Raw genomic sequence first — 21,159 nt, forward strand, 5'->3', positions numbered from 1 at the left:
GGGGAAAGGAAAAGTTTCCCGAATAAATGTAGGATACGAAATAAGTTTATTGAGAGGGAGAAAAAATGAAGGTCACTCTTTTTGCGACATGTATAGTTGATCTATTCCAGAGCAATGTAGGCAAAGCCGCGGTTGAATTGCTTGAAAGACTTGGATGTGAAATTGAATTCCCGGAGTCCCAAGTTTGCTGCGGCCAGCCTGCTTATAACAGCGGCTATGTTAAGGAATCAAAAGAAGCAATGAAACGGATGATTGAAACATTCCATCATGCTGAGTATATTGTGTCACCATCCGGATCCTGTGCATTTATGTTCCATGAGTATCCACATATTTTTGCAGGAGATCCTGTTTGGGAACCAAAAGCAAAACAATTAGCCGAAAAAACATATGAGCTGACACAATTTATTGTGGAAGTGTTAAAAATTGAGGATGTTGGCGCTACGTTTGAGGGAACGGCTACCTATCATACATCTTGTCACATGACACGATTATTGGGGGTAAAAGAGCCGCCAATGATTCTTTTAAAAAACGTAAAAGGGTTAACGTTCACCGAGTTGCCAGGGAAAGAACAATGCTGCGGCTTTGGCGGCACGTTCTCAGTGAAAAATGCCCAAATTTCAGAGCAAATGGTTGATGAAAAGGTTGGACATGTTGAAGAAACAGGAGCGGATTACCTAATTGGTGCAGATGGAGCCTGCTTAATGAACATTGGCGGGCGTATGGAAAGGTTGGGCAAACCGGTAAAAGTCATGCATATTGCCGAAGTACTAAATAGCCACTAAGAAGCGGTTTAAAGTTGGGGGGGAATTTCTTATGGCGATGAAGATCGGTACGGAAAAGTTTAAGGAACGTGTTGATCATGGGATTCATGATCAATTTATGCGCGGTGCTGTCGCTGGAGCACAGGACGGAATGGGGATTAAACGAAAAGTTGTTACGACCGATGAACTGGATAATTGGGAAGACTGGAGAAATCACGGCGAGGAAATCCGTCAGCACGTCCTCGCGCACCTCGACTATTATTTGGAGCAGTTAAGTGAAAACATTGCGGGCAGGGGCGGTCATGTCTTTTTTGCCCAAACAAAGGAAGAGGCCAATGACTATATTAGAGAAGTTGTTAAGCGCAAAAATGCAAAAAAAGTCGTGAAGGCCAAATCGATGGTGACGGAGGAAATCAGCTTGAATGATATGTTGGAGGAAGAAGGCTGTGAAGTAGTGGAAACAGACCTCGGTGAATATATTCTTCAACTGGATGAGCATGATCCTCCCTCACATATTGTTGTGCCCGCACTTCATAAAAACAAAGAACAGATTCGTGAAGTATTTGCGAAAAAACTTGGCTACACCCAAACATCAAAACCGGAAGAACTTGCCTGCCAAGCACGTGTGACACTGCGCGAGAAATTCCTCGAAGCCGATATCGGTATTACTGGCTGTAATTTCGCGGTAGCAGAGACGGGCTCCTTCAGTTTAGTGACGAATGAAGGGAATGCTGATTTAGTGACAGCCTTGCCGAAAACACAAATCACCGTCATGGGAATGGAACGGATTGTTCCAACCTTTGAAGAAATGGAAGTTCTCGTTAGTCTGTTAACCCGGAGTGCAGTCGGGCAGAAATTAACCAGCTATATTACCGTTTTAACGGGTCCCCGTGAAGAAGGGGATGTGGATGGTCCGGAGGAATTCCATCTTGTTATCGTCGATAATGGCAGATCGGAAATCCTAGGCAGTGAGTTTCAATCCATTCTTCAATGTATTCGCTGCGGGGCTTGCATAAATGTCTGCCCTGTCTACCGTCATATCGGCGGTCATTCTTATGGTTCCATTTATCCGGGACCGGTGGGGGCCGTTTTGTCGCCGTTACTAGGGGGATATGATGAATATAAAGAACTTCCTTATGCCTCTACCCTTTGTGGTGCGTGTACGGAAGTCTGTCCGGTGAAAATTCCCCTGCATGATCTTCTTCATCAACACCGGGTCAATATTGTTGAAAAAGAAGGCAAGGCACCTGTGTCTGAAAAACTATTAATGAAGGCGTTTGGGCTTGGTGCGGCATCACCAACTCTTTATAAAATTGGGTCAAAATTGGCTCCCGCTGCGATGAATAGATTTACGGCAGGAGAAAAAATCTCTAATGGACCGGGTCCCCTTAAGGCTTGGACGGATATTCGGGAATTCCCTGCTCCAAATAAAGAGAGATTCAGAGATTGGTTTAAAAATCGCGAAAAAGGAGGCAGCAACTAGCATGAGCGGCACAATCCAAAATCGAGAGGGATTTTTAAATCAGCTTGCCGTCCGTCTTAATCGGCCGAGGATTTCGGCACCGATTGAAAAACCAATTTGGAAATATCAGCCGCAGTATGAGGTATTAAAGGATGCCACACAAGATGAATTGTTAGCCGTCTTGGAAGAGCATTGTAAAAAAATTCATACCAAATTATATACTACCGACCTAAAAGACTTGCCAGCGGTTGTCGATGATGTCGTTCGAGATTATGGAGGCGGTCCGGTTGTCACGTGGAAGGATGCCAGGTTCGCTGAATGGGGGCTGAATTCCTTGTTTCAACAGGAATGGGCTGCACAAAATATCGATGTGTTTGAATGGGATTACCGTTTAGGGGACGAAAATATTCAGAAGGCAGAAAACGCTAATGTCGGCATCACAATCAGTGAAATAACTCTTGCTGAATCGGGAACTGTCGTCCTTTTTAGTGATAAAGATAAGGGCAGAACGGTCAGCTTTTTACCGGCAACATCAATAATGTTGATTCCCAAAAGCTCGCTCGTTCCAAGAATGACCCAAGCTGCAGTGAAAATGCGTGAAATGTATCATCAGAGTGGACATGTTGCCTCCTGTATCAATTTTATAACCGGTCCAAGTAACTCTGCTGATATTGAATTGAACCTTGTTGTCGGGGTACATGGCCCGATTAAAGCAAGTTATATTGTAATAAATGATTTATAAAGAGTTTTTCCGTTTACTAAAACCGGGCATTTGCCCGGTTTTTCTACATTTATCAATACATCCCGTACTTGTGCTATAATTACCTTCGAGTTTAGTTAGTAGGTGAACGAATGAAATCCATGAATCAGTCGACTATGCTTTTTAAAGGTGCTTTTATATTAACAATTGCGGCATTACTTACGAAAATTTTAAGTGCATTTTACCGGATTCCTTTTCAAAATATTGTTGGTGATATTGGTTTCTATATTTATCAACAGGTATATCCATTTTATGGGATAGCCATCGTGCTGTCGACGACGGGATTTCCGGTTGTGATTTCAAAGCTGTATGCAGAACAAATGGAAAAAGGGGATGATGAAAAATCCCGCCTGCTTCTTTTCGTATCCTTTGTTTATTTGCAAGTAATCGGTTTCCTTTTGTTTCTCATTCTTTATGGCGGTGCAGATCACATTGCGGGTTGGATGAAGGACCCGCAATTAGCGGTTTTATTTAAGGTCATTTCCATTGTGTTTTTAATCTTTCCGTTTGTTTCAATCATAAGAGGATATTATCAAGCCATTGGGGAAATGACTCCGACAGCGTTATCACAAGTAGGGGAACAAACCATTCGCGTTTTGACGATTATTTTTCTATCCTCTCTTTTCATGGAAAAAGGATTTTCTCTCTATTTTGTCGGCGGCGGGGCGATGGTTGGCTCAATTACGGGAAGTATAGTTGCGAGCCTTATTCTGTTTATGTTTTTACAGAAACGTAAAGAATGGAAAGGTATGGCTCCAAGCAAGGGAATCTTTCAAAATAATTCTCTGGAAGTGAAGCGGATCGTTAAAATGCTCACGTTTCAAGGGCTGATGATTTGTTTAAGCGGAATGCTGATGATCTTTATGCAGCTGGCAGATTCGTTAAATCTATTCTCCTTGCTTGTCTCAAGCGGCACGGAACGAGAGGCTGCCAAAAGCTTAAAGGGGGTTTTTGACCGTGGCCAGCCGTTAATCCAATTAGGAACAGTTGCTGCGGCCTCCATGGCATTAACACTAGTTCCGCTCATAAGCCGTGAGCGATTAGCCACAAAATCGGATAACCTTACCCGTAAAATCCAAGTGGCGATTAAGGTAAGTATCGTGATTGGACTTGGTGCCTCATCAGGCCTATGGGCGATTATTGAGCCCACCAATATAATGCTGTTTGAAAATGGAAATGGTTCTGATGTATTAGGTGTGCTAAGTTTTGTTGTTCTTTTTACCTCGGTCATATCAACTATTATTGCGATTATGCAGGGACTTGGCAATCTGCTTTATCCAGCTTTAGCAGTAATGCTCATATTTCCGCTGAAATATCTATTGAACATGATGTTCATTCCGTTGTTAGGGACAATGGGAGCCGCTGTTTCTTCGCTTATGGCTTTGGGACTGGTAACCTTTTGCTTAGTCTTTAAATTTAAAAAAATGATCGCCGTTCCACTGTTTACGTATCGCATTTTAGGAATCGTCCTAACAGCAGCAATAACGATGGTTGTCGTTTTAAAAGGTTATTTATATGTAACCAATCCAATCATTGCTATGCTGGAGTCAGATCGGCTAGGGGCGGCCTTGCAGGCGTTAAGTGCCGTTTTACTTGGAGGCAGTCTCTTTTTAGTTATTATCATTAGAGGAAACGTATTTCTTGAGGAAGATCTGCGTGAATTCCCATTTGGAAGCAAATTAATCCATCTACTATCGCGAAAGGACAAGGAGTAACCATGGATAAAAAAATTGAAATACTTGGCTTAGGAGCAGGAGATGCAGAACAGCTTCCAGTCGGGATATATAAGAAATTACTACATGCCGGAGGGCGCATATTTTTACGAACGAAAGAACATCCCGTGGTGGCAGATTTAGAAAAAGAAGGACTGAACTATTCATCCTTTGACAATGTCTACGAGAAACATGATCAGTTTGAAGCGGTCTACGAGGAAATCACGCGGACACTATTGGTAGAGGCGCAAAGCGGTCCAATCATTTACGCGGTTCCGGGGCATCCGCTTGTGGCAGAGCGTACGGTTCAGCTCCTTTTGGAATATGGGCCGGCCGAAGGTGCAGAAATCATGATTGGCGGCGGGCAGAGTTTTCTTGATCCTCTTTTTGCTTCATTAAAAATTGACCCTGTTGAAGGGTTCCAGTTGCTCGATGGCACAGCACTCGCGGCTTCTCAGCTGCAAATTGACCAGCATTTGATTATTAGCCAGGTATACGACCAATTCGTAGCATCAAATGTAAAGCTAACTCTAATGGAGAAATTACCAGATGATTATCTGGTGCATATCGTAACGGCAGCAGGAAGTAAACAAGAGCACATTGAAAAACTGCCCTTGTATGAGTTGGACCGAAACGTCTCGGTTAATAACCTGACGTCTGTTTATGTCCCGCCGGTGAAGGATGAGGAAATTTTACTGAAAAATTTCTCGAAGCTGCGTGAAATCATTGCGGAACTGAGAGGACCTAACGGCTGTCCATGGGATAAAGAACAAACGCATGAATCATTGAAAAAATATTTGATAGAAGAAACGTATGAAGTCATCGAGGCGATTAACAACGAGGATATTGATAATATAATAGAAGAACTTGGCGATGTCCTTTTACAGGTCATGCTTCATGCACAAATTGGCGAGGATGATGGCTATTTTTCTATTGATGACATTATTGAAGTGCTGTCAGAGAAAATGATTCGCCGGCATCCGCATGTGTTCGGAACAGGGAAGGCAGCCAATGCCGAAGAGGTCGTGCAAAACTGGCAGGAAATTAAAAAACAGGAAAAGGGCGAAGCGCCATCATCCTTACTAGCAGGTGTCTCAAAAGCACAGCCAAACTTACTGCGGGCCTTTGAACTGCAAAAATTAGCGGCAAAGGTTGGCTTTGATTGGCAGGAAATTACCCCTGCATTGGCGAAAGTGAAAGAGGAGCTCGAGGAATTTACGCTTGAGCTGGATGGAACAGAAGCAGGAATGATCCGTGCGAAGCAGGAATTTGGCGACTTACTCTTTGCCTTTGTGAATGTGGCAAGATTCTTGAAAATTCATCCTGAGGAAGCGTTATTTGAAACAAATGAAAAGTTCATACGCCGGTTTCAATACGTTGAAGAAGGGGTAAGCTCTAGCGGACGGACATTTAAAGAGCATACACTTGAGGAGCTCGACAAGTATTGGGATGAGGCAAAAGAAAAGGGTCTTTAAAAAGGGAGGAATGCGCTTATGCGTCTAGATAAGTTTTTAAAGGTATCGAGATTAATTAAACGAAGAACATTGGCAAAAGAAGTTTCTGATCAGGGGAGAATCGAAATTAATGGAAAAGAGGCAAAGGCCAGCTCAACTGTGAAAGTAGGAGATGAATTGACACTTCGTCTTGGGCAGCGGAGAGTGACGGCAAGAATTGACCGAATTCAAGAAACCTCACGCAAGGATGAGGCGGCGGAGATGTATACGATTTTAAAGGAAGAGAGACTCGGCTCAAACGACTAAAGCTGTTCTATTTTTAACGTTCTTCACATACATTTTACCAAAAGGTTGTACAAATGATTGTGAGGGATGAGGATGAGTCAATATTATGATAGCAATCCGCCAAAGAGTAGTGTTCCGGATCATGATGTCATCATGAGAGGAAGAAGGCTCCTTGAGATTACCGGTGTAAAACAGGTAGAAAGCTTTGATAACGAGGAGTTCCTATTAGAAACGTCCATGGGGTTTTTAGCCATCAAGGGGCAAAACCTGTCGATGAAAAACCTTGATGTCGAAAAAGGGATTGTCTCGATTAAAGGCAAGATTTTTGACCTAGTCTACTTAGATGAGCAGCACGGGGAGAAAGCTAAAGGCTTCTTTAGCAAGTTATTCCGATGACCCTTTCCACGCAATTTCTTACAATGCTTTCGATGATTGGCATGGGGTCGTTATTTGGCGCCATGTTTGATACGTATCAGAGATTTTTAAAGCGCCCCAAACAAAAAGCTTGGATTGTCTTCCTAAATGATGTATTATTTTGGATCATTCAAGCTTTGATTATTTTTTATACGTTATTCTTAGTGAATAATGGGGAATTAAGATTTTATATCTTTATTGCGCTTGTTTGCGGGTTTGCCGCCTATCAAAGCCTGCTGAAAGGGATGTACCTTCGTTTCTTGGAAATGCTGATCCACTCCGTTATAACGACTGTGAAATTTTTGAGGAGAACCTTCCAGCTCTTGATTTATAAACCTGTTGTGGGTCTAATCCAGTTAATCGTGGCGATCCTTTTTGCACTTGGCAGGGGACTATTCACCCTTGTCAAATTTGTTTTAAAGGTTTTATTATTGGTTGTAAAGATTATTGTTGTACCGGTGAAAACAATATTGTTATTATTTTGGAAACTCTTGCCGAAAGGTATTAAAAAAACCGTCGAGAAGTTATATAATAATACGGCAGGAAATTTTAAGAAAATCAGGAATTATATTAGTAAGTGGTTAGAAAAATGGAAAAGCCGAAAAGAGTGAGGAGGGCAGGGATTTGGGCGAGGAACGAAAAAAGAATGTATCAAAAATTCAGACAACCTATGTCGAGCAGCAGGAATATGCGGAAATTGCTTCAGCTAGAAAAAGGAAATTATTGCTACGGCGATTATCGTTATTTTTCGTTTTTGCTAGCTTACTATCGTATTTGATGATATCAAGCTATCTTTCCCAGACCACTAAGCTCGAGGCAAAGGTTGCCCAAAAGAAGAAGCTTGACCATCAGCTCACAGAATTAAAAAAGCAGCAGGATATGCTAAAAGAAGATATTGTTAAATTAAATGATGACGACTACATTGGGAAACTAGCCAGAAAACAGTACTTTTTCTCAGATAAAAACGAAATTATCTTTAATATACCGGAAGAAAAGAAGGAAAATTGATCCAATACAGTGAGTTATTGACACTGATTTTTTCCTTTCTGTATAATATAGTATAAGATTTGAGTTTTTATACTTTTAAGGAGGAACAATCTTTTTATGTCAATCGAAGTAGGCAGCAAGTTACAAGGAAAGGTAACAGGGATTACAAATTTCGGAGCGTTTGTGGAGCTGCCGGATGGCTCAACAGGACTTGTACACATTAGTGAGGTTGCCGATAACTATGTCAAAGATATCAATGACCATCTAAAGGTTGGCGATCAGGTCGAAGTAAAAGTCATCAATGTTGAAAAGGATGGGAAAATTGGCCTTTCCATTAAAAAGGCAAAAGATCGCCCAGAGCCGGAAAGAAAACAACATTCGCACTCACAACGCCCTCGTCAAGGCAGATCAAACGATCGTAATAACGCTAGACCGGAAAACTTTGAGTCGAAAATGGCAAAATTTCTAAAAGATAGTGAAGATCGTTTATCATCCTTAAAGCGCCACACGGAATCCAAGCGTGGAGGAAGAGGAGCTAGACGGGGGTAACTTGCTGCTAATTGGATCAGGCAGGTTTCACTTAATATCAATAAATGAAAGACAAGTCAAAGCGGCTTGTCTTTTTTATGTTTATAAGTTTCGACTTTGAGCTCCAGGCCATACGCCGCTGACCAGGGCGATGGCGCGTTTCTTACTTTCTCCTTTTTACGACATGGTTACATTGTTTGGAAGGATTATAGTGAAAACCGTCGAACGATTCTTTTTGCTTGTTCACTATTTTGACAAACTTTTACCTCTATTAATTTTATAATAGTGGGCAACGATGAAAGAATAGGGAGTGTGATTTAGTGGAAAAGACAAACGTGAGTTTCATAGAGCCGGTCGGAGAAGTCAGTCTTCATTCATCTAAATGGGATTTGGGGAAGGGATTAAGGAAAATTCAATACATGCTGGAATCCTTTTTTATCAAGAAGGGTTACCTTTTATTATTCGTGGGCTTTTTGCTTGGACGAGCCTTAATTTTAGCAAAGCTTACCCCATTTTGCCTCCCTTTCTTTGCTTCCGTGTATATCATCAAGAGGGATCGGGCACCGCTTGCCTTGATCGGACTGATTGTCGGAGCGGCAACCATTTCATTATCCAATGCGGTTTTTACTTTCGTCGTCACCGTTTGCTTTTTAGTTATTTTTCGAATCAGTCAAAAATGGCTGACAAATGAAATGCGGTCACTGCCATTTTTTGTCGGTATCATTCTTGGTGCGGGAAAATTAGCTGAAGCCTTCATCCTTTCAAGACAATTAACATTATATGATTTGATGATGGTTGGGGTTCAGGCGAGCTTGGCGTTTATCCTGACACTTATATTTTTACAAAGTATTCCATTGTTAACCTTGAATAAACGCAGACAATTGTTAAAAACAGAAGAAATCGTCTGCTTAATTATCATGCTTGCTTCCATCATGTCTGGAACCATTGGCTGGAAAGTATATGATTTGTCGATTGAACATATTATGTCGAGATATTTGGTATTGGTGTTTTCCTTCATTGCCGGGGCAACAGTTGGCTCCACAGTTGGTGTTGTGACAGGGTTAATTTTCAGCCTCGCAAGCGTTTCAAGCTTCTACCATATGAGTCTCTTGGCTTTTTCAGGCGTACTCGGCGGCCTGCTAAAGGAAGGGAAGAAGATAGGTGTGTCTATCGGTTTATTTATTGCCACTCTGCTGATCGGCATGTATGGAGAGGGAGGAGGCTCCCTTTTACAAACCGTGCTGGAATCAAGTGCGGCGGTGCTCTTATTTCTCTTAACACCACAGGCTTTTACGTCCAGGCTGGCAAAATATATCCCCGGGACACCAGAATACACGGCCGAGCAGCAAAAATATATGCGCAAAATGCGAGACGTTACGGCACAGCGGGTTTCACAATTTTCCAATGTGTTTCATGCCTTATCAAAAAGCTTTTCGCAAATGGAAGCACAGCAGGATGATGATGTGGATGAGCGCGAAATGGATTATTTCATGAGCAATGTCACCGAAAGAACGTGTCAAACGTGCTTTAAAAAGGAACAATGCTGGGCAAAGAATTTTAATACAACCTATGCCTACATGGAGGAAATTATTCATGAAATGGATCAAAATGATGGAAATGTCTCTCTAAGGCTGACAAGGGACTGGGAAAAACATTGTTCCCGTCCAAAAAAAGTGTATGAAACCATCGGCCAGGAGCTAACCTTTTTCCAAGCCAATCTTAAATTAAAGAAACAGGTGCGTGAGTCCAGGAAACTGGTCGCTGACCAATTATTAGGTGTTTCCGAGGTAATGGATAATTTCGCAAAAGAAATTCAACGGGAAAGGGAAAATCATCATAAACAGGAAGAACAAATTATGGAGGCGATTCAGGAATTCGGCATTCATATTGAACAGGTGGAAATCTACAGCCTTGAGCAGGGGAATGTTGATATTGAGATGGCTGTTCCATTCTGCAATGGCCACGGGGAGTGTGAAAAGCTAATTGCACCGATGCTATCGGATATACTTGGGGAAACCATTATTGTGAATAAAGAGGAATGTGCCACCATCCCTCATGGGTTCTGTCATGTGACATTCAGATCATCAAAGGCCTTTACGGTCGAAACAGGGGTTGCCCATGCAGCCAAGGATGGCGGCCTCATTTCAGGGGACAGTTATTCCACGATCGAACTGGGCCTCGGCAAGTATGCGATTGCGATTAGTGATGGCATGGGAAATGGCGAAAGGGCTCATTATGAAAGTAATGAAACACTGCTGCTTTTGCAAAAGATTTTGCAATCAGGAATTGAGGAAAAAACAGCAATTAAATCGATTAATTCGATCCTCTCGCTAAGAACGACCGATGAAATCTTTTCTACATTAGATTTGGCGATGATTGATTTGAAAAATGCCTCAGCTAAATTCTTAAAGATCGGCTCGACACCGAGTTTTATCAAAAGGGGGAATAAGGTGATCAAAATCCAGGCAAGCAACTTGCCGATTGGAATCCTCCAGGAATTTGAGGTTGATGTTGTCAGTGAACAATTAAAAGCCGGGGATTTATTAATTATGATGAGCGATGGTGTGTTCGAAGGGCCGAAGCATGTGGAAAATTATGATTTATGGATGAAACGAAAAGTGCAAGAATTAGAAACGGATGACCCGCAAGAGGTAGCCGACCTGATAATGGAGGATGTGATCAGATCAAGATCGGGGTTAATTGAGGATGACATGACGGTTACTGTAGCAAAAATAAAACATAATACACCGAAGTGGGCCTCTATTCCCGTCTACAAAAAAAGAGCATAACCGATTATTTTACGCTGCCAAGGCTTAAAATATGTATAAATCACCCTGATCCCGTCGAAAATGGTACCAATACGTTTCGTGGAGGGAGAAGGTTATGTATACAGGGAAAATCCGGCAAATTTTATTAATTACCGACGGCTGTTCCAATCAAGGTGACGATCCAATTGCCATGGCTGCACTCGCGAAGGAACAAGGAATTACGGTGAATGTGATAGGCGTCATCGAAAAGGATGTTATCGATGAAAAAGGAATGACGGAAATCGATGGCATTGCGATGTCAGGCGGGGGTGTCAGTCAAATTGTCTATGCGGAAGCGCTCTCGCAAACCGTGCAAATGGTTACCCGCAAAGCGATGAACCAAACCATTCAAGGGGTGGTCAACAGCCAGCTGCAGCAGATATTAGGACGTTCACAAACAATGGAAGATCTGCATCCTGATCAGCGCGGTGAGGTCATGGAGGTTGTCGATGAATTAGGTGAGACTGTCGAATTAGAGGTGTTGATTCTTGTCGATACAAGTGCAAGCATGAAGCATAAGCTGCCCACTGTAAAAGAGGCACTTCTCGATCTGTCTCTAAGCTTAAACGCCCGTTCAGGAGAAAATCAATTTTCCGTTTATGTATTTCCCGGGAAAAAGAATGATGTCGAAAAATTGCTGGATTGGACTCCAAAGCTGCAGGTTTTGACAAGTGTCTTCTCGCAGCTGTCTACAGGCGGGATTACACCTACTGGTCCGGCATTACGGACAGCCTTAACTGCCTTCAATCAAAAACAATCATTAAGGAGCCTGCTTTCACGTGATGATGAATCATACTTTGAAGAATCAATGTAAGGTAAGTCCTGGGACAATCATTATAGGGAAATGGCATTCACATAGCTATACAATTATAAAAGAACTAGGATTTGGCGCAAACGGGGTGGTTTACCTTGCAAAGCACAAAAACACTCACGTGGCATTGAAAATGAGTGACAATGGTATGTCGATCACCTCTGAGGTAAATGTGCTTAAATCCTTTGCGAAGGTCCAGGGGCTTCCAACCCTCGGGCCTTCTTTACTTGATGTTGACGATTGGCAAGGGCACCAAGGCCGAATTTCCTTTTATGTCATGGAATATATTCAAGGCCGAGACTTCCTTTCTTTTTTACAAGAGAAAGGGAAATCATGGACAAGTGTTTTATTTTTGCAGCTGTTGAATGATTTGCATCAGCTTCATGAAAATGGCTGGGTATTCGGGGATTTAAAACCGGAAAATTTAATTGTAACCGGACCGCCGCCAAAAATAAGATGTATCGATGTTGGAGGCACGACTATTCAAGGGAGGGCAATTAAGGAATTCACGGAGTTTTATGATCGGGGTTATTGGGGCTTGGGCTCCCGAAAAGCAGAACCGTCTTATGATTTATTTGCTGTCGCGATGATTATCATCAACACCGCTTACCCAAACCGATTTACTAAAACTAGCGGTGGGATTTCTCAGCTGAGGGAAGCCATTAGGCAAAAACCAGAACTGCTGAAGTTTGAAAAGGTCATCGTCAAAGCACTGCAAGGGCATTATCTAAATGCTAAGCAAATGCGAACTGATTTATTTGACAGTATGGTGGAGGATAAGGGATCTAGTCCACCTTTACGAACAGCCGTAGCACCGAGTCAAACCGCCAGGCCAGTCCAAGCAAAAAACACGAACGGTGCCCAGCATATCTCCAGACGAACCTATCGGCAAAAGAAGAAAAAAAGAGGATGGCTGGAATTTTTGTTTATTACTGTCGTTCTAGGAGTATTATATGCATGGTATACTTTTAATAATTTACCTTAAACCTTGAAACCATTTCCGTGCTGGTTCGTATATATGAAAGGTGTATTCTTTTGACATTTATGGGGCAAGAAAATGGAAAAATTCACCTTGAAAAGAAACACCTATGTTTTGATAGATAATCGCGATTAGTGGTAAGCTAAATAGAAAAGCGAAAGCGCCTTGATCAGCGGCGTATGGCCTCCTCGGAAAAGCTAACGCTTTTCCTTCGTGCGATGCCTATGCTGCCGAAGCGTTCCTTGTGGAGCGCTCCAACTGAGATAAAGGAAACACGGTGAACGGAGTGAACCGATGTTGACTTATCGTAGGGCGGAGAGCGAAGGACACTAGCCGCTAGGGCGCTGTAGCTGGACAGTTTTTTAAAAATTACTTTGTATTAGAAAGAGTGCAATCCTATGTTAGAAACAAAGGTTGAGTCTTTTCTTAACCGCCACTCATTCAAGCTTAATAATAAGAAAATGATTGTTGGTGTGTCTGGAGGGCCAGATTCTTTAGCCCTGCTCCACTACTTGCTAAAGAAAAGGGAAAAGTGGAACCTGGCCATTGTAGTCACACATATTGACCACATGTTCCGTGGAGAAGAATCCTTTCTTGATGCAATGTTTGTTAAAAGCTTTTGTGAGCAGCACGATATCCCATTTGAAATGGAACAAGTTAATGTGCCAGAAATAATGAAGGAAACCGGGAAAAGCTCACAAATTGCTGCAAGAGAAGTGCGATATGGATTTTATTTAAAAATAATGAAGAAGTACGGTTTTCCTTATTTAGTCCTGGCCCACCATGGTGATGATCAGATTGAAACTATACTCATGCGGCTGACTAGGGGAAGCAGTGGAACGGCAAGAGCAGGGATTCCATTTACCCGCCAATTTCATGAAGGGACGATTATTCGGCCATTCCTATGTGTAACAAAGGATGAAATTCAACATTATTGCCAAGAGCATAATCTTACACCACGAATAGACCCAAGCAACGCGAAGGACGTTTATAGCCGGAACCGATTTCGAAAACAGATTCTTCCTTTTTTAAAAAAAGAAAATCGCCATGTTCATGAACACTTTCAGCGGTTTAGCGAAGAGCTGAAAAGTGACGAAGACTTTCTGCAGGAATTAGCGGCCAGTCGGCTGAAGAATGTTGTGACAAAAAGAGAAGAGGACAATATTACTATTGACATTAAAAGCTTTCTTGAAATGCCTTTACCTTTACAAAGGAGAGGGTTTCAACTAATATTAAACTATCTTTATAAAGAAAGGCCCGCTTCTCTTTCTGCCGTACATATCGATCAAGTATTTGTCTTACTGCATCATCATGAACCTTCATGTAAATTGGATTTTCCAAATGGATTGAAGGTTATTCGCTCCTATTATCAGTTATCGTTCCAATTTCAGCTGAAAGAAGCTGAACCATATGGGTTTGAAATATATGAGCCTGGGACAATTACACTGCCAAATGGACGGAGTATTAGCATAGAACTGTTAGAAAGTGATATGTCTGATGATAAGCGACATACAGCCCTGTTTAATGCAGACCGTATTCATTGGCCGATTATCATCCGTTCAAGGAAAAAGGGCGATCGAATGACATTAAAGGGAATAAAAGGGTCAAAGAAATTAAAGGATATTTTTATTGATCAAAAGGTTCCGGTCTATGAACGCGACAGGTGGCCTGTTATTACGGATAAAGAAGGTTTGATTATTTGGCTTCCAGAACTAAAAAAATCTTCTTTAGAAGGTATAGATACAACTGCAAAGCAATATATACAACTCACATATCGTTAGTAATGATCCTAGGGGGCACAATTTATGATGAATCAGGATATTGAAAAGGTATTAGTTTCAGAAGAAGAAATTCAGGAAAAGATTAATGTGTTAGCGGCTGAGTTAACTGAAGAGTATAAAGACCGCTTCCCGCTTGCAATCGGTGTGTTAAAAGGGGCAATGCCTTTTATGGCCGATTTATTAAAACGCATGGATTGCTATTTAGAAATGGATTTTATGGATGTTTCAAGCTATGGTACTTCTCTTGTATCATCCGGAGAAGTAAAAATCTTAAAGGATTTAGATACATCTGTGGAAGGAAGGGACATATTAATTATTGAAGATATCATCGATAGCGGCTTAACTCTTAGCTATTTAGTTGATTTATTCCGTTATCGCAAAGCAAAATCAATTAAAATTGTTACCTTACTTGATAAACCAACAGGAAGAAAAAGCGCAATCAAAGCGGATTATGTAGGTTTTATTGTTCCAGATGAATTTGTTGTCGGGTATGGATTGGATTATATTGAAAAATATCGAAACCTTCCATATATTGGGGTATTAAAGCCGGAAGTTTATAGCACTAATCAATCATAAATTTTTTAATCGAGGGGGTGCCATTCAGGTTCTTTAAACCCCTTGGAAATGAGAGTAATTCCTTGAATTAGTAAGTTTTTCTATGATACTATTTATTATAGTTTTTACCCGCGGGAGGAGGTAAGAGATGAATCGGATTTTCCGTAATACCATCTTTTATTTATTGATATTTTTAGTCATTATAGGCGTGGTTAGTTTCTTCAATGGAAGCAATGAGCCTACAGATCATATTTCATATGATAAGTTTGTTACCCAATTAGAAAATGGGGAAGTTAAGTCATTTTCTATGCAGCCAGAACGTGGGGTATATGAGGTCCGCGGTGAACTGGAAGCGAAGGATAAAAAGTTCATCACCTATATACCTAACAGCGAAAAGATCCTTGATCGAATTGATAAGGCAGACTCAAAAGTAGACGTAATGCCGGCAAAAGAAACAAGCGGCTGGGTAACCTTCTTTACTTCGATTATTCCTTTCGTGATTATTTTTATCTTATTTTTCTTCTTGTTAAACCAAGCTCAAGGCGGCGGAAGCCGAGTGATGAACTTTGGTAAATCAAAGGCAAAGCTTTATAACGATGATAAGAAAAAGGTTCGTTTTAGAGATGTAGCCGGAGCTGATGAAGAAAAGGCAGAGCTAGTTGAGGTTGTTGAATTTTTAAAAGACCCTCGCAAATTTGCTGAGCTTGGAGCCCGGATTCCAAAGGGCGTCCTGTTAGTAGGACCTCCAGGGACTGGTAAAACCTTGCTGGCACGAGCAACTGCCGGTGAAGCAGGTGTTCCGTTCTTCTCAATCAGCGGTTCGGATTTCGTTGAAATGTTTGTCGGTGTCGGTGCATCCCGTGTCCGTGATTTATTTGAAAACGCGAAGAAAAATGCTCCATGTATCATTTTTATCGATGAAATTGACGCGGTTGGCCGTCAGCGTGGTGCCGGACTCGGCGGAGGTCACGATGAGCGTGAACAAACGTTGAACCAATTGTTAGTTGAAATGGATGGATTCGGTGCAAATGAAGGAATCATCATTATTGCTGCAACAAACCGAGCAGATATTCTCGATCCTGCACTATTACGTCCAGGACGTTTTGACCGTCAAATTACCGTTGACCGTCCAGATGTGATTGGCCGTGAGGCAGTGCTAAAAGTTCATGCACGTAATAAACCATTAGATGAGACTGTAAATTTAAAGAATATTGCCATGCGGACACCTGGCTTCTCTGGTGCCGATTTGGAAAACTTATTGAATGAAGCTGCATTGGTTGCAGCGCGAAGCAGTAAAAAGAAAATTGATATGGAAGATATCGATGAAGCGACGGATCGTGTCATTGCGGGTCCAGCTAAAAAGAGCCGGGTTATTTCTGAAAAAGAACGTAATATTGTTGCCTTCCATGAGGGCGGCCATACTGTGATTGGTTTGGTACTTGATGAAGCGGATATGGTTCACAAAGTTACTATCGTTCCACGCGGGCAAGCAGGCGGATATGCTGTCATGCTTCCGAGGGAAGATCGTTACTTTATGACGAAGCCTGAACTGCTTGATAAGATTGTCGGTCTGCTCGGCGGCCGTGTCGCTGAAGAGATTGTATTTGGTGAAGTAAGTACCGGTGCACATAATGACTTCCAACGTGCAACAGGCATTGCCCGGAAAATGGTGACTGAATACGGAATGAGTGATAAGCTTGGACCGCTTCAGTTCGGACAGCCACAAGGTGGTCAAGTGTTCTTAGGCCGTGACCTGCATAATGAGCAAAATTATTCCGATGCGATTGCCTATGAAATCGATCTTGAAATTCAGAGCATTATTAAAGAATGTTATGAAAGAGCAAGAAAGATTCTTACTGAAAATCGCGATAAGCTGAATCTCATTGCGACAACTCTTCTTGAGGTCGAAACGCTTGTTGCGGAACAGATTAAATATTTGGTTGAGCACGGTCATATGCCAGATCCTTCTGTCCATTTAGATGCCGTAAAGATTGGACCAAAGAAAACAGAAGATGTGAAAGTGAACATCAACACGAAAAAGGATGAAGGTGAAAAAGAGGAATCCTTCCTAGATAAACCTTCTGATGAGATTGATTATAAATAATTTGTTCATGAGTGCTTCTATTGAAGCACTCTTTTTTTCACACCTAAACGATTTATGGTATTATGTTTGCATGTGAAAAAAGATAAATCGATAAAGTGAGTGATAGATTTGATTTTCGTATTTGATGTGGGGAATACCAATATTGTTTTAGGTGTTTATCAAGGTGATGAACTGAAATATCATTGGCGGATCGAAACAAATCGAAACCGCACAGAAGATGAGATTGGCATGAGCATAAAAGCGTTGTTTGACCATTCAGGACTTTCGTTTTCAGCTATTGATGGGATCATTATTTCTTCAGTTGTACCGCCAATCATGTTTGCTCTTGAAAGAATGTGCCAAAAGTACTTCCATCTTAAACCGCTTATCGTTGGACCAGGCGTCAAAACGGGTCTGAATATTAAATATGAAAACCCAAGAGAAGTAGGGGCAGACCGGATTGTCAACGCTGTCGCTGCCATCCATGAATATGGAAGCCCATTGATTATTGTCGATTTTGGAACGGCAACAACGTATTGTTATGTGAATGAAGAACGGCAATATCTGGGTGGTGCGATTGCCCCGGGAATTGGGATCTCTACCGAGGCACTCTATTCAAGGGCAGCAAAATTGCCGCGGATTGAAATTGCCCGTCCCGATGGAATTATTGGGAAAAATACAGTGGCTGCAATGCAGGCAGGTATTGTCTACGGGTATGTTGGACAAGTTGAAGGCATCGTCAAGCGGATGCTGACACAGAGCGAGAAAAAACCTACCGTTATTGCCACTGGCGGGCTTGCACCATTAATTGCCCAGGAATCAACGGTTATTGATATCGTTGATCCATTTTTAACATTAAAGGGTCTGCAGCTTATCTATAAACGTAATATGGGAGAAGCTAAATAAATACAAAAAGAAGGGAGTTAGACAATGAAGGATTATCTAGTTAAGGCTCTTGCTTATGAGGGAAACATACGAGCATATGCTGTCCGTACGACAGAAACGGTAAGTGAGGCGCAGCGACGTCATCAAACATGGCGGACGGCTTCAGCTGCACTTGGCCGCACGATGACCGCAGGGGTCATAATGGGCGCAATGCTTAAAGGTGAGGATAAACTTACGATTAAAATAAACGGCGGAGGTCCAATCGGTCCGATTGTGGTTGACAGCAATGCGAAGGGGGAAGTCCGCGGATATGTGACCAATCCGGAGGTTGACTTTGAATCAAACGAAAACGGCAAGCTTGATGTCCGCCGCGCGGTCGGCACAGACGGCATATTAGCGGTTGTGAAAGATACTGGCTTGCGTGACTTTTTCTCTGGTCAGGTGCCGCTTGTATCTGGCGAATTAGGCGAAGACTTTACGTATTACTTTGCAACGTCTGAGCAGGTACCTTCCTCTGTGGGTGTCGGTGTCTTAGTGAATCCGGATGATACGATTTTGGCTGCGGGTGGGTTTATTTTCCAATTAATGCCCGGCACACCAGATCAAATTATAACAAAGCTTGAAGAACGATTGAAAACGATTGAGCCAATATCAATATTAATTGAACGGGGTCTGACACCCGAGCAAATCCTGGAAGAACTGTTTGGAAAAGAGCATGTAAAGGTACTAGAAACGATGCCGGTAAGCTTCCAATGTAATTGCTCTAAAGAGCGATTTGCGAATGCGATTACGGGACTTGGCGCAGCTGAAATAACGGCAATGATCGAAGAAGATGGGATGGCTGAAGCTCATTGCCATTTCTGCAATGAAAAATACCATTTTTCAAAGGAAGAATTAGAAGAGCTAAAAAGGGATGCTAAATAATGAGGAAGAAGCAGCTTTGGATGGTGATTGCTGCTCTCATTATGCTTAATTGTTTAACAGTTGCTTTTTTCCTGACACGAGCAAATGTGGCAGGCGGTGAGGCAATCCATGATGAGGCAGTGGCTACCGTGGGGAAAACGTCTATCTTGAGGCAGGACTGGCTGAACGAACTTGAATCGAGATACGGAAAAGACGTTTTAAAAGAAATGGTTGATCAAAAGGTCGTAGAGGAAATGTCGGCCAAATATCATATAAAAGTTTCCGATCAAGATGTCGATCGGGAATTTAGAATGATGCAGACCACTTATAATTCATTTAATTCGAAAACGAATAAAAATGAGAGAAAGTGGAAGGAACAAATTCGGAACACACTTCTTTTGGAAGAACTTTTAACAAAGGACGTGAAGGTCTCGAGTAAGGAATTGAGAGGCTATTATGAAAAAAATAAACAGCTTTTCAATGTTCCTCCTGCCTATCATCTATCGCATATTATTGTGAAGACAAAGAAAGAGGCGGGTCAGACTGTTAAGGAGTTAGCCAATGGGTCAAGCTTTTCCACGCTAGCTATGGAACGCTCAATCGAGGAGTTTTCTGCTAATGAAGGCGGCGATATTGGTTATATTAGTGAAGAGGATGAGCGTTATCCAAAGCAATATATCGAAACCGCAAAACAGTTAAAAAAGGGTGCCTATAGTAAACCGCTCAAGGTGAAGGAGGGGTATGCCCTTTTAAAGCTTGAAGGGAAAATAAACGGGAAAAGTTATGCCTACGATGACGTAAAAGAGGCAATCCGCCGGCAAATTGCTCTTGAGCAAATGAAGTCACCTGCAACGGCCGCAACCTTTTGGGATGAAGCCGAGGTGGAGTGGTTTTATGGAGAGAAGAAAAAGGCAAACTAGGAGCACAGAAGGGATTTCTGTGCTTTTTATTTTTTTACAAAGTTTTCACAAAATTTCCTTGGCAAAATGATTGACAAAACAAGTATAAAACTGGTAAATTCGATATATCCAATATAAATACTCGGAATAGGGGTGTCTTTATGGTTCGTGTAGCAAATTCAGTTGCCGAATTAGTCGGCCAAACACCAATTGTTAAGTTAAACAGATTAGTAGATGAAAACAGTGCTGAGGTCTATTTAAAGCTTGAATATTTTAACCCTGGGAGCAGTGTGAAGGATCGTATTGCCTTAGCAATGATTGAAGCTGCTGAGGAACAAGGCTTAATCAAACCGGGTGTTGACACGATTATTGAGCCTACAAGTGGAAATACTGGCATTGGACTCGCGATGATTGCAGCTGCAAAAGGATACAATGCAGTGTTTGTTATGCCGGAGACCATGAGCTTAGAAAGAAGAAACTTGCTTCGCGCCTATGGAGCTGAGCTTGTGTTAACACCAGGTCCAGAAGGAATGAAGGGTGCGATTGCAAAAGCAGAAGAGCTTGTAAAGGAACACGGGTATTTCTTACCGCAGCAATTTAAGAACGAAGCTAATCCTGAAGTCCATAGAAGAACGACTGGTAAAGAAATTGCTGAACAGATGGATACGCTTGATGCATTTGTATCAGGAATTGGTACAGGTGGAACCATTTCAGGTGCAGGCGCTGTGCTGCGCGAAACATTCCCTGAAGTGAAGATCTATGCAGTGGAGCCGAAGGATTCAGCAGTGCTGTCTGGCGGCAAGCCTGGGCCTCATAAGCTTCAAGGCCTTGGAGCAGGATTTATTCCAGATACGTTAAATACAAACATCTATGATGAAGTGATTCAAATTAATACAAAAGAAGCGTTTGAAGCCTCCCGCCGCGCGGCTAGAGAAGAGGGGATTCTTGGCGGAATCTCTTCAGGAGCCGCTATTTCTGCAGCTTTAAAGGTTGCAAAGGAATTAGGAAAAGGTAAAAAGGTGCTGGCGATTATTCCAGATAACGGAGAACGTTATCTAAGTACACAGCTTTATCAATATGATGTAGAATAAAA

The 21,159-nt window shown here is 42.0% G+C and carries 20 protein-coding genes; all 20 read left to right on the forward strand.

The window, feature by feature from the left end:
* Positions 1-65: 65 nt before the first annotated feature.
* The 20 genes from FAY30_RS00330 (at position 66) to cysK (ending at position 21,157) form a co-directional block, all read left to right on the forward strand.
* Positions 66-782 (forward strand): (Fe-S)-binding protein, encoded by a 717-nt coding sequence (locus tag FAY30_RS00330; protein ID WP_149868053.1) that lies wholly within the window; start codon positions 66-68, stop codon positions 780-782.
* Between the two features lie 31 nt (positions 783-813).
* Positions 814-2,244, forward strand: coding sequence for a LutB/LldF family L-lactate oxidation iron-sulfur protein (locus FAY30_RS00335; protein ID WP_149868054.1), 1,431 nt, complete (start codon positions 814-816; stop codon positions 2,242-2,244).
* Position 2,245: 1 nt separating this feature from the next.
* Positions 2,246-2,965 (forward strand): LutC/YkgG family protein, encoded by a 720-nt coding sequence (locus FAY30_RS00340; RefSeq protein WP_149868055.1) that lies wholly within the window; start codon positions 2,246-2,248, stop codon positions 2,963-2,965.
* Between the two features lie 110 nt (positions 2,966-3,075).
* On the forward strand, positions 3,076-4,698 hold the full coding sequence (locus tag FAY30_RS00345) for a putative polysaccharide biosynthesis protein (protein WP_317845675.1): 1,623 nt from the start codon (positions 3,076-3,078) through the stop codon (positions 4,696-4,698).
* A gap of 2 nt (positions 4,699-4,700) precedes the next feature.
* Positions 4,701-6,170: a bifunctional methyltransferase/pyrophosphohydrolase YabN gene (gene mazG, locus FAY30_RS00350; RefSeq protein ID WP_149868056.1), complete on the forward strand. Its 1,470-nt coding sequence runs from the start codon at positions 4,701-4,703 to the stop codon at positions 6,168-6,170.
* 18 nt (positions 6,171-6,188) lie between these two features.
* A complete protein-coding gene (locus FAY30_RS00355; protein WP_149868057.1) occupies positions 6,189-6,455 on the forward strand; it encodes an RNA-binding S4 domain-containing protein in 267 nt (88 codons plus the stop codon).
* Between the two features lie 72 nt (positions 6,456-6,527).
* Positions 6,528-6,830, forward strand: a complete 303-nt coding sequence (gene yabP / locus FAY30_RS00360) for a sporulation protein YabP (RefSeq protein WP_149868058.1) — start codon at positions 6,528-6,530, stop codon at positions 6,828-6,830.
* A complete protein-coding gene (gene yabQ / locus FAY30_RS00365) occupies positions 6,827-7,459 on the forward strand; it encodes a spore cortex biosynthesis protein YabQ (RefSeq protein WP_149868059.1) in 633 nt (210 codons plus the stop codon). Before yabP ends, yabQ begins: the two co-directional genes overlap by 4 nt.
* Before the next feature lie 13 nt (positions 7,460-7,472).
* Positions 7,473-7,856, forward strand: a complete 384-nt coding sequence (locus FAY30_RS00370; RefSeq protein WP_149868060.1) for an FtsB family cell division protein — start codon at positions 7,473-7,475, stop codon at positions 7,854-7,856.
* Between the two features lie 96 nt (positions 7,857-7,952).
* Complete coding sequence (locus FAY30_RS00375; RefSeq protein WP_149868061.1) at positions 7,953-8,384, forward strand: S1 domain-containing RNA-binding protein; 432 nt, start codon at positions 7,953-7,955, stop codon at positions 8,382-8,384.
* A gap of 299 nt (positions 8,385-8,683) precedes the next feature.
* Positions 8,684-11,152 (forward strand): stage II sporulation protein E, encoded by a 2,469-nt coding sequence (spoIIE, locus tag FAY30_RS00380; protein WP_149868062.1) that lies wholly within the window; start codon positions 8,684-8,686, stop codon positions 11,150-11,152.
* Positions 11,153-11,246: 94 nt separating this feature from the next.
* The gene (locus FAY30_RS00385) at positions 11,247-11,984 is read left to right on the forward strand and encodes a vWA domain-containing protein (RefSeq protein WP_149868063.1); all 738 of its coding nucleotides are present in this window, start codon (positions 11,247-11,249) and stop codon (positions 11,982-11,984) included.
* The gene (locus tag FAY30_RS00390) at positions 11,953-12,966 is read left to right on the forward strand and encodes a protein kinase domain-containing protein (RefSeq protein WP_149868064.1); all 1,014 of its coding nucleotides are present in this window, start codon (positions 11,953-11,955) and stop codon (positions 12,964-12,966) included. The genes FAY30_RS00385 and FAY30_RS00390 overlap by 32 nt, the downstream gene beginning before the upstream one ends.
* A 392-nt stretch (positions 12,967-13,358) precedes the next feature.
* Positions 13,359-14,741, forward strand: coding sequence for a tRNA lysidine(34) synthetase TilS (gene tilS, locus FAY30_RS00395; RefSeq protein WP_149868065.1), 1,383 nt, complete (start codon positions 13,359-13,361; stop codon positions 14,739-14,741).
* Between the two features lie 24 nt (positions 14,742-14,765).
* On the forward strand, positions 14,766-15,317 hold the full coding sequence (hpt, locus tag FAY30_RS00400) for a hypoxanthine phosphoribosyltransferase (protein ID WP_149868066.1): 552 nt from the start codon (positions 14,766-14,768) through the stop codon (positions 15,315-15,317).
* Between the two features lie 127 nt (positions 15,318-15,444).
* Positions 15,445-17,400, forward strand: a complete 1,956-nt coding sequence (gene ftsH / locus FAY30_RS00405; RefSeq protein ID WP_149868067.1) for an ATP-dependent zinc metalloprotease FtsH — start codon at positions 15,445-15,447, stop codon at positions 17,398-17,400.
* Positions 17,401-17,508: 108 nt separating this feature from the next.
* Positions 17,509-18,285: a type III pantothenate kinase gene (locus FAY30_RS00410; protein ID WP_149868068.1), complete on the forward strand. Its 777-nt coding sequence runs from the start codon at positions 17,509-17,511 to the stop codon at positions 18,283-18,285.
* A gap of 24 nt (positions 18,286-18,309) precedes the next feature.
* On the forward strand, positions 18,310-19,188 hold the full coding sequence (hslO, locus tag FAY30_RS00415) for an Hsp33 family molecular chaperone HslO (protein WP_149868069.1): 879 nt from the start codon (positions 18,310-18,312) through the stop codon (positions 19,186-19,188).
* A complete protein-coding gene (locus tag FAY30_RS00420; protein WP_149868070.1) occupies positions 19,188-20,087 on the forward strand; it encodes a peptidyl-prolyl cis-trans isomerase in 900 nt (299 codons plus the stop codon). The genes hslO and FAY30_RS00420 overlap by 1 nt, the downstream gene beginning before the upstream one ends.
* Before the next feature lie 140 nt (positions 20,088-20,227).
* Entirely contained in the window at positions 20,228-21,157 is a 930-nt protein-coding gene (gene cysK, locus FAY30_RS00425) for a cysteine synthase A (RefSeq protein WP_149868071.1), read from the forward strand.
* The last annotated feature ends 2 nt before the right edge of the window (positions 21,158-21,159 follow it).

Origin of the sequence: Bacillus sp. S3 (genome assembly GCF_005154805.1) — a bacterium.
Classification (GTDB): Bacteria; Bacillota; Bacilli; order Bacillales; family Cytobacillaceae; genus Neobacillus.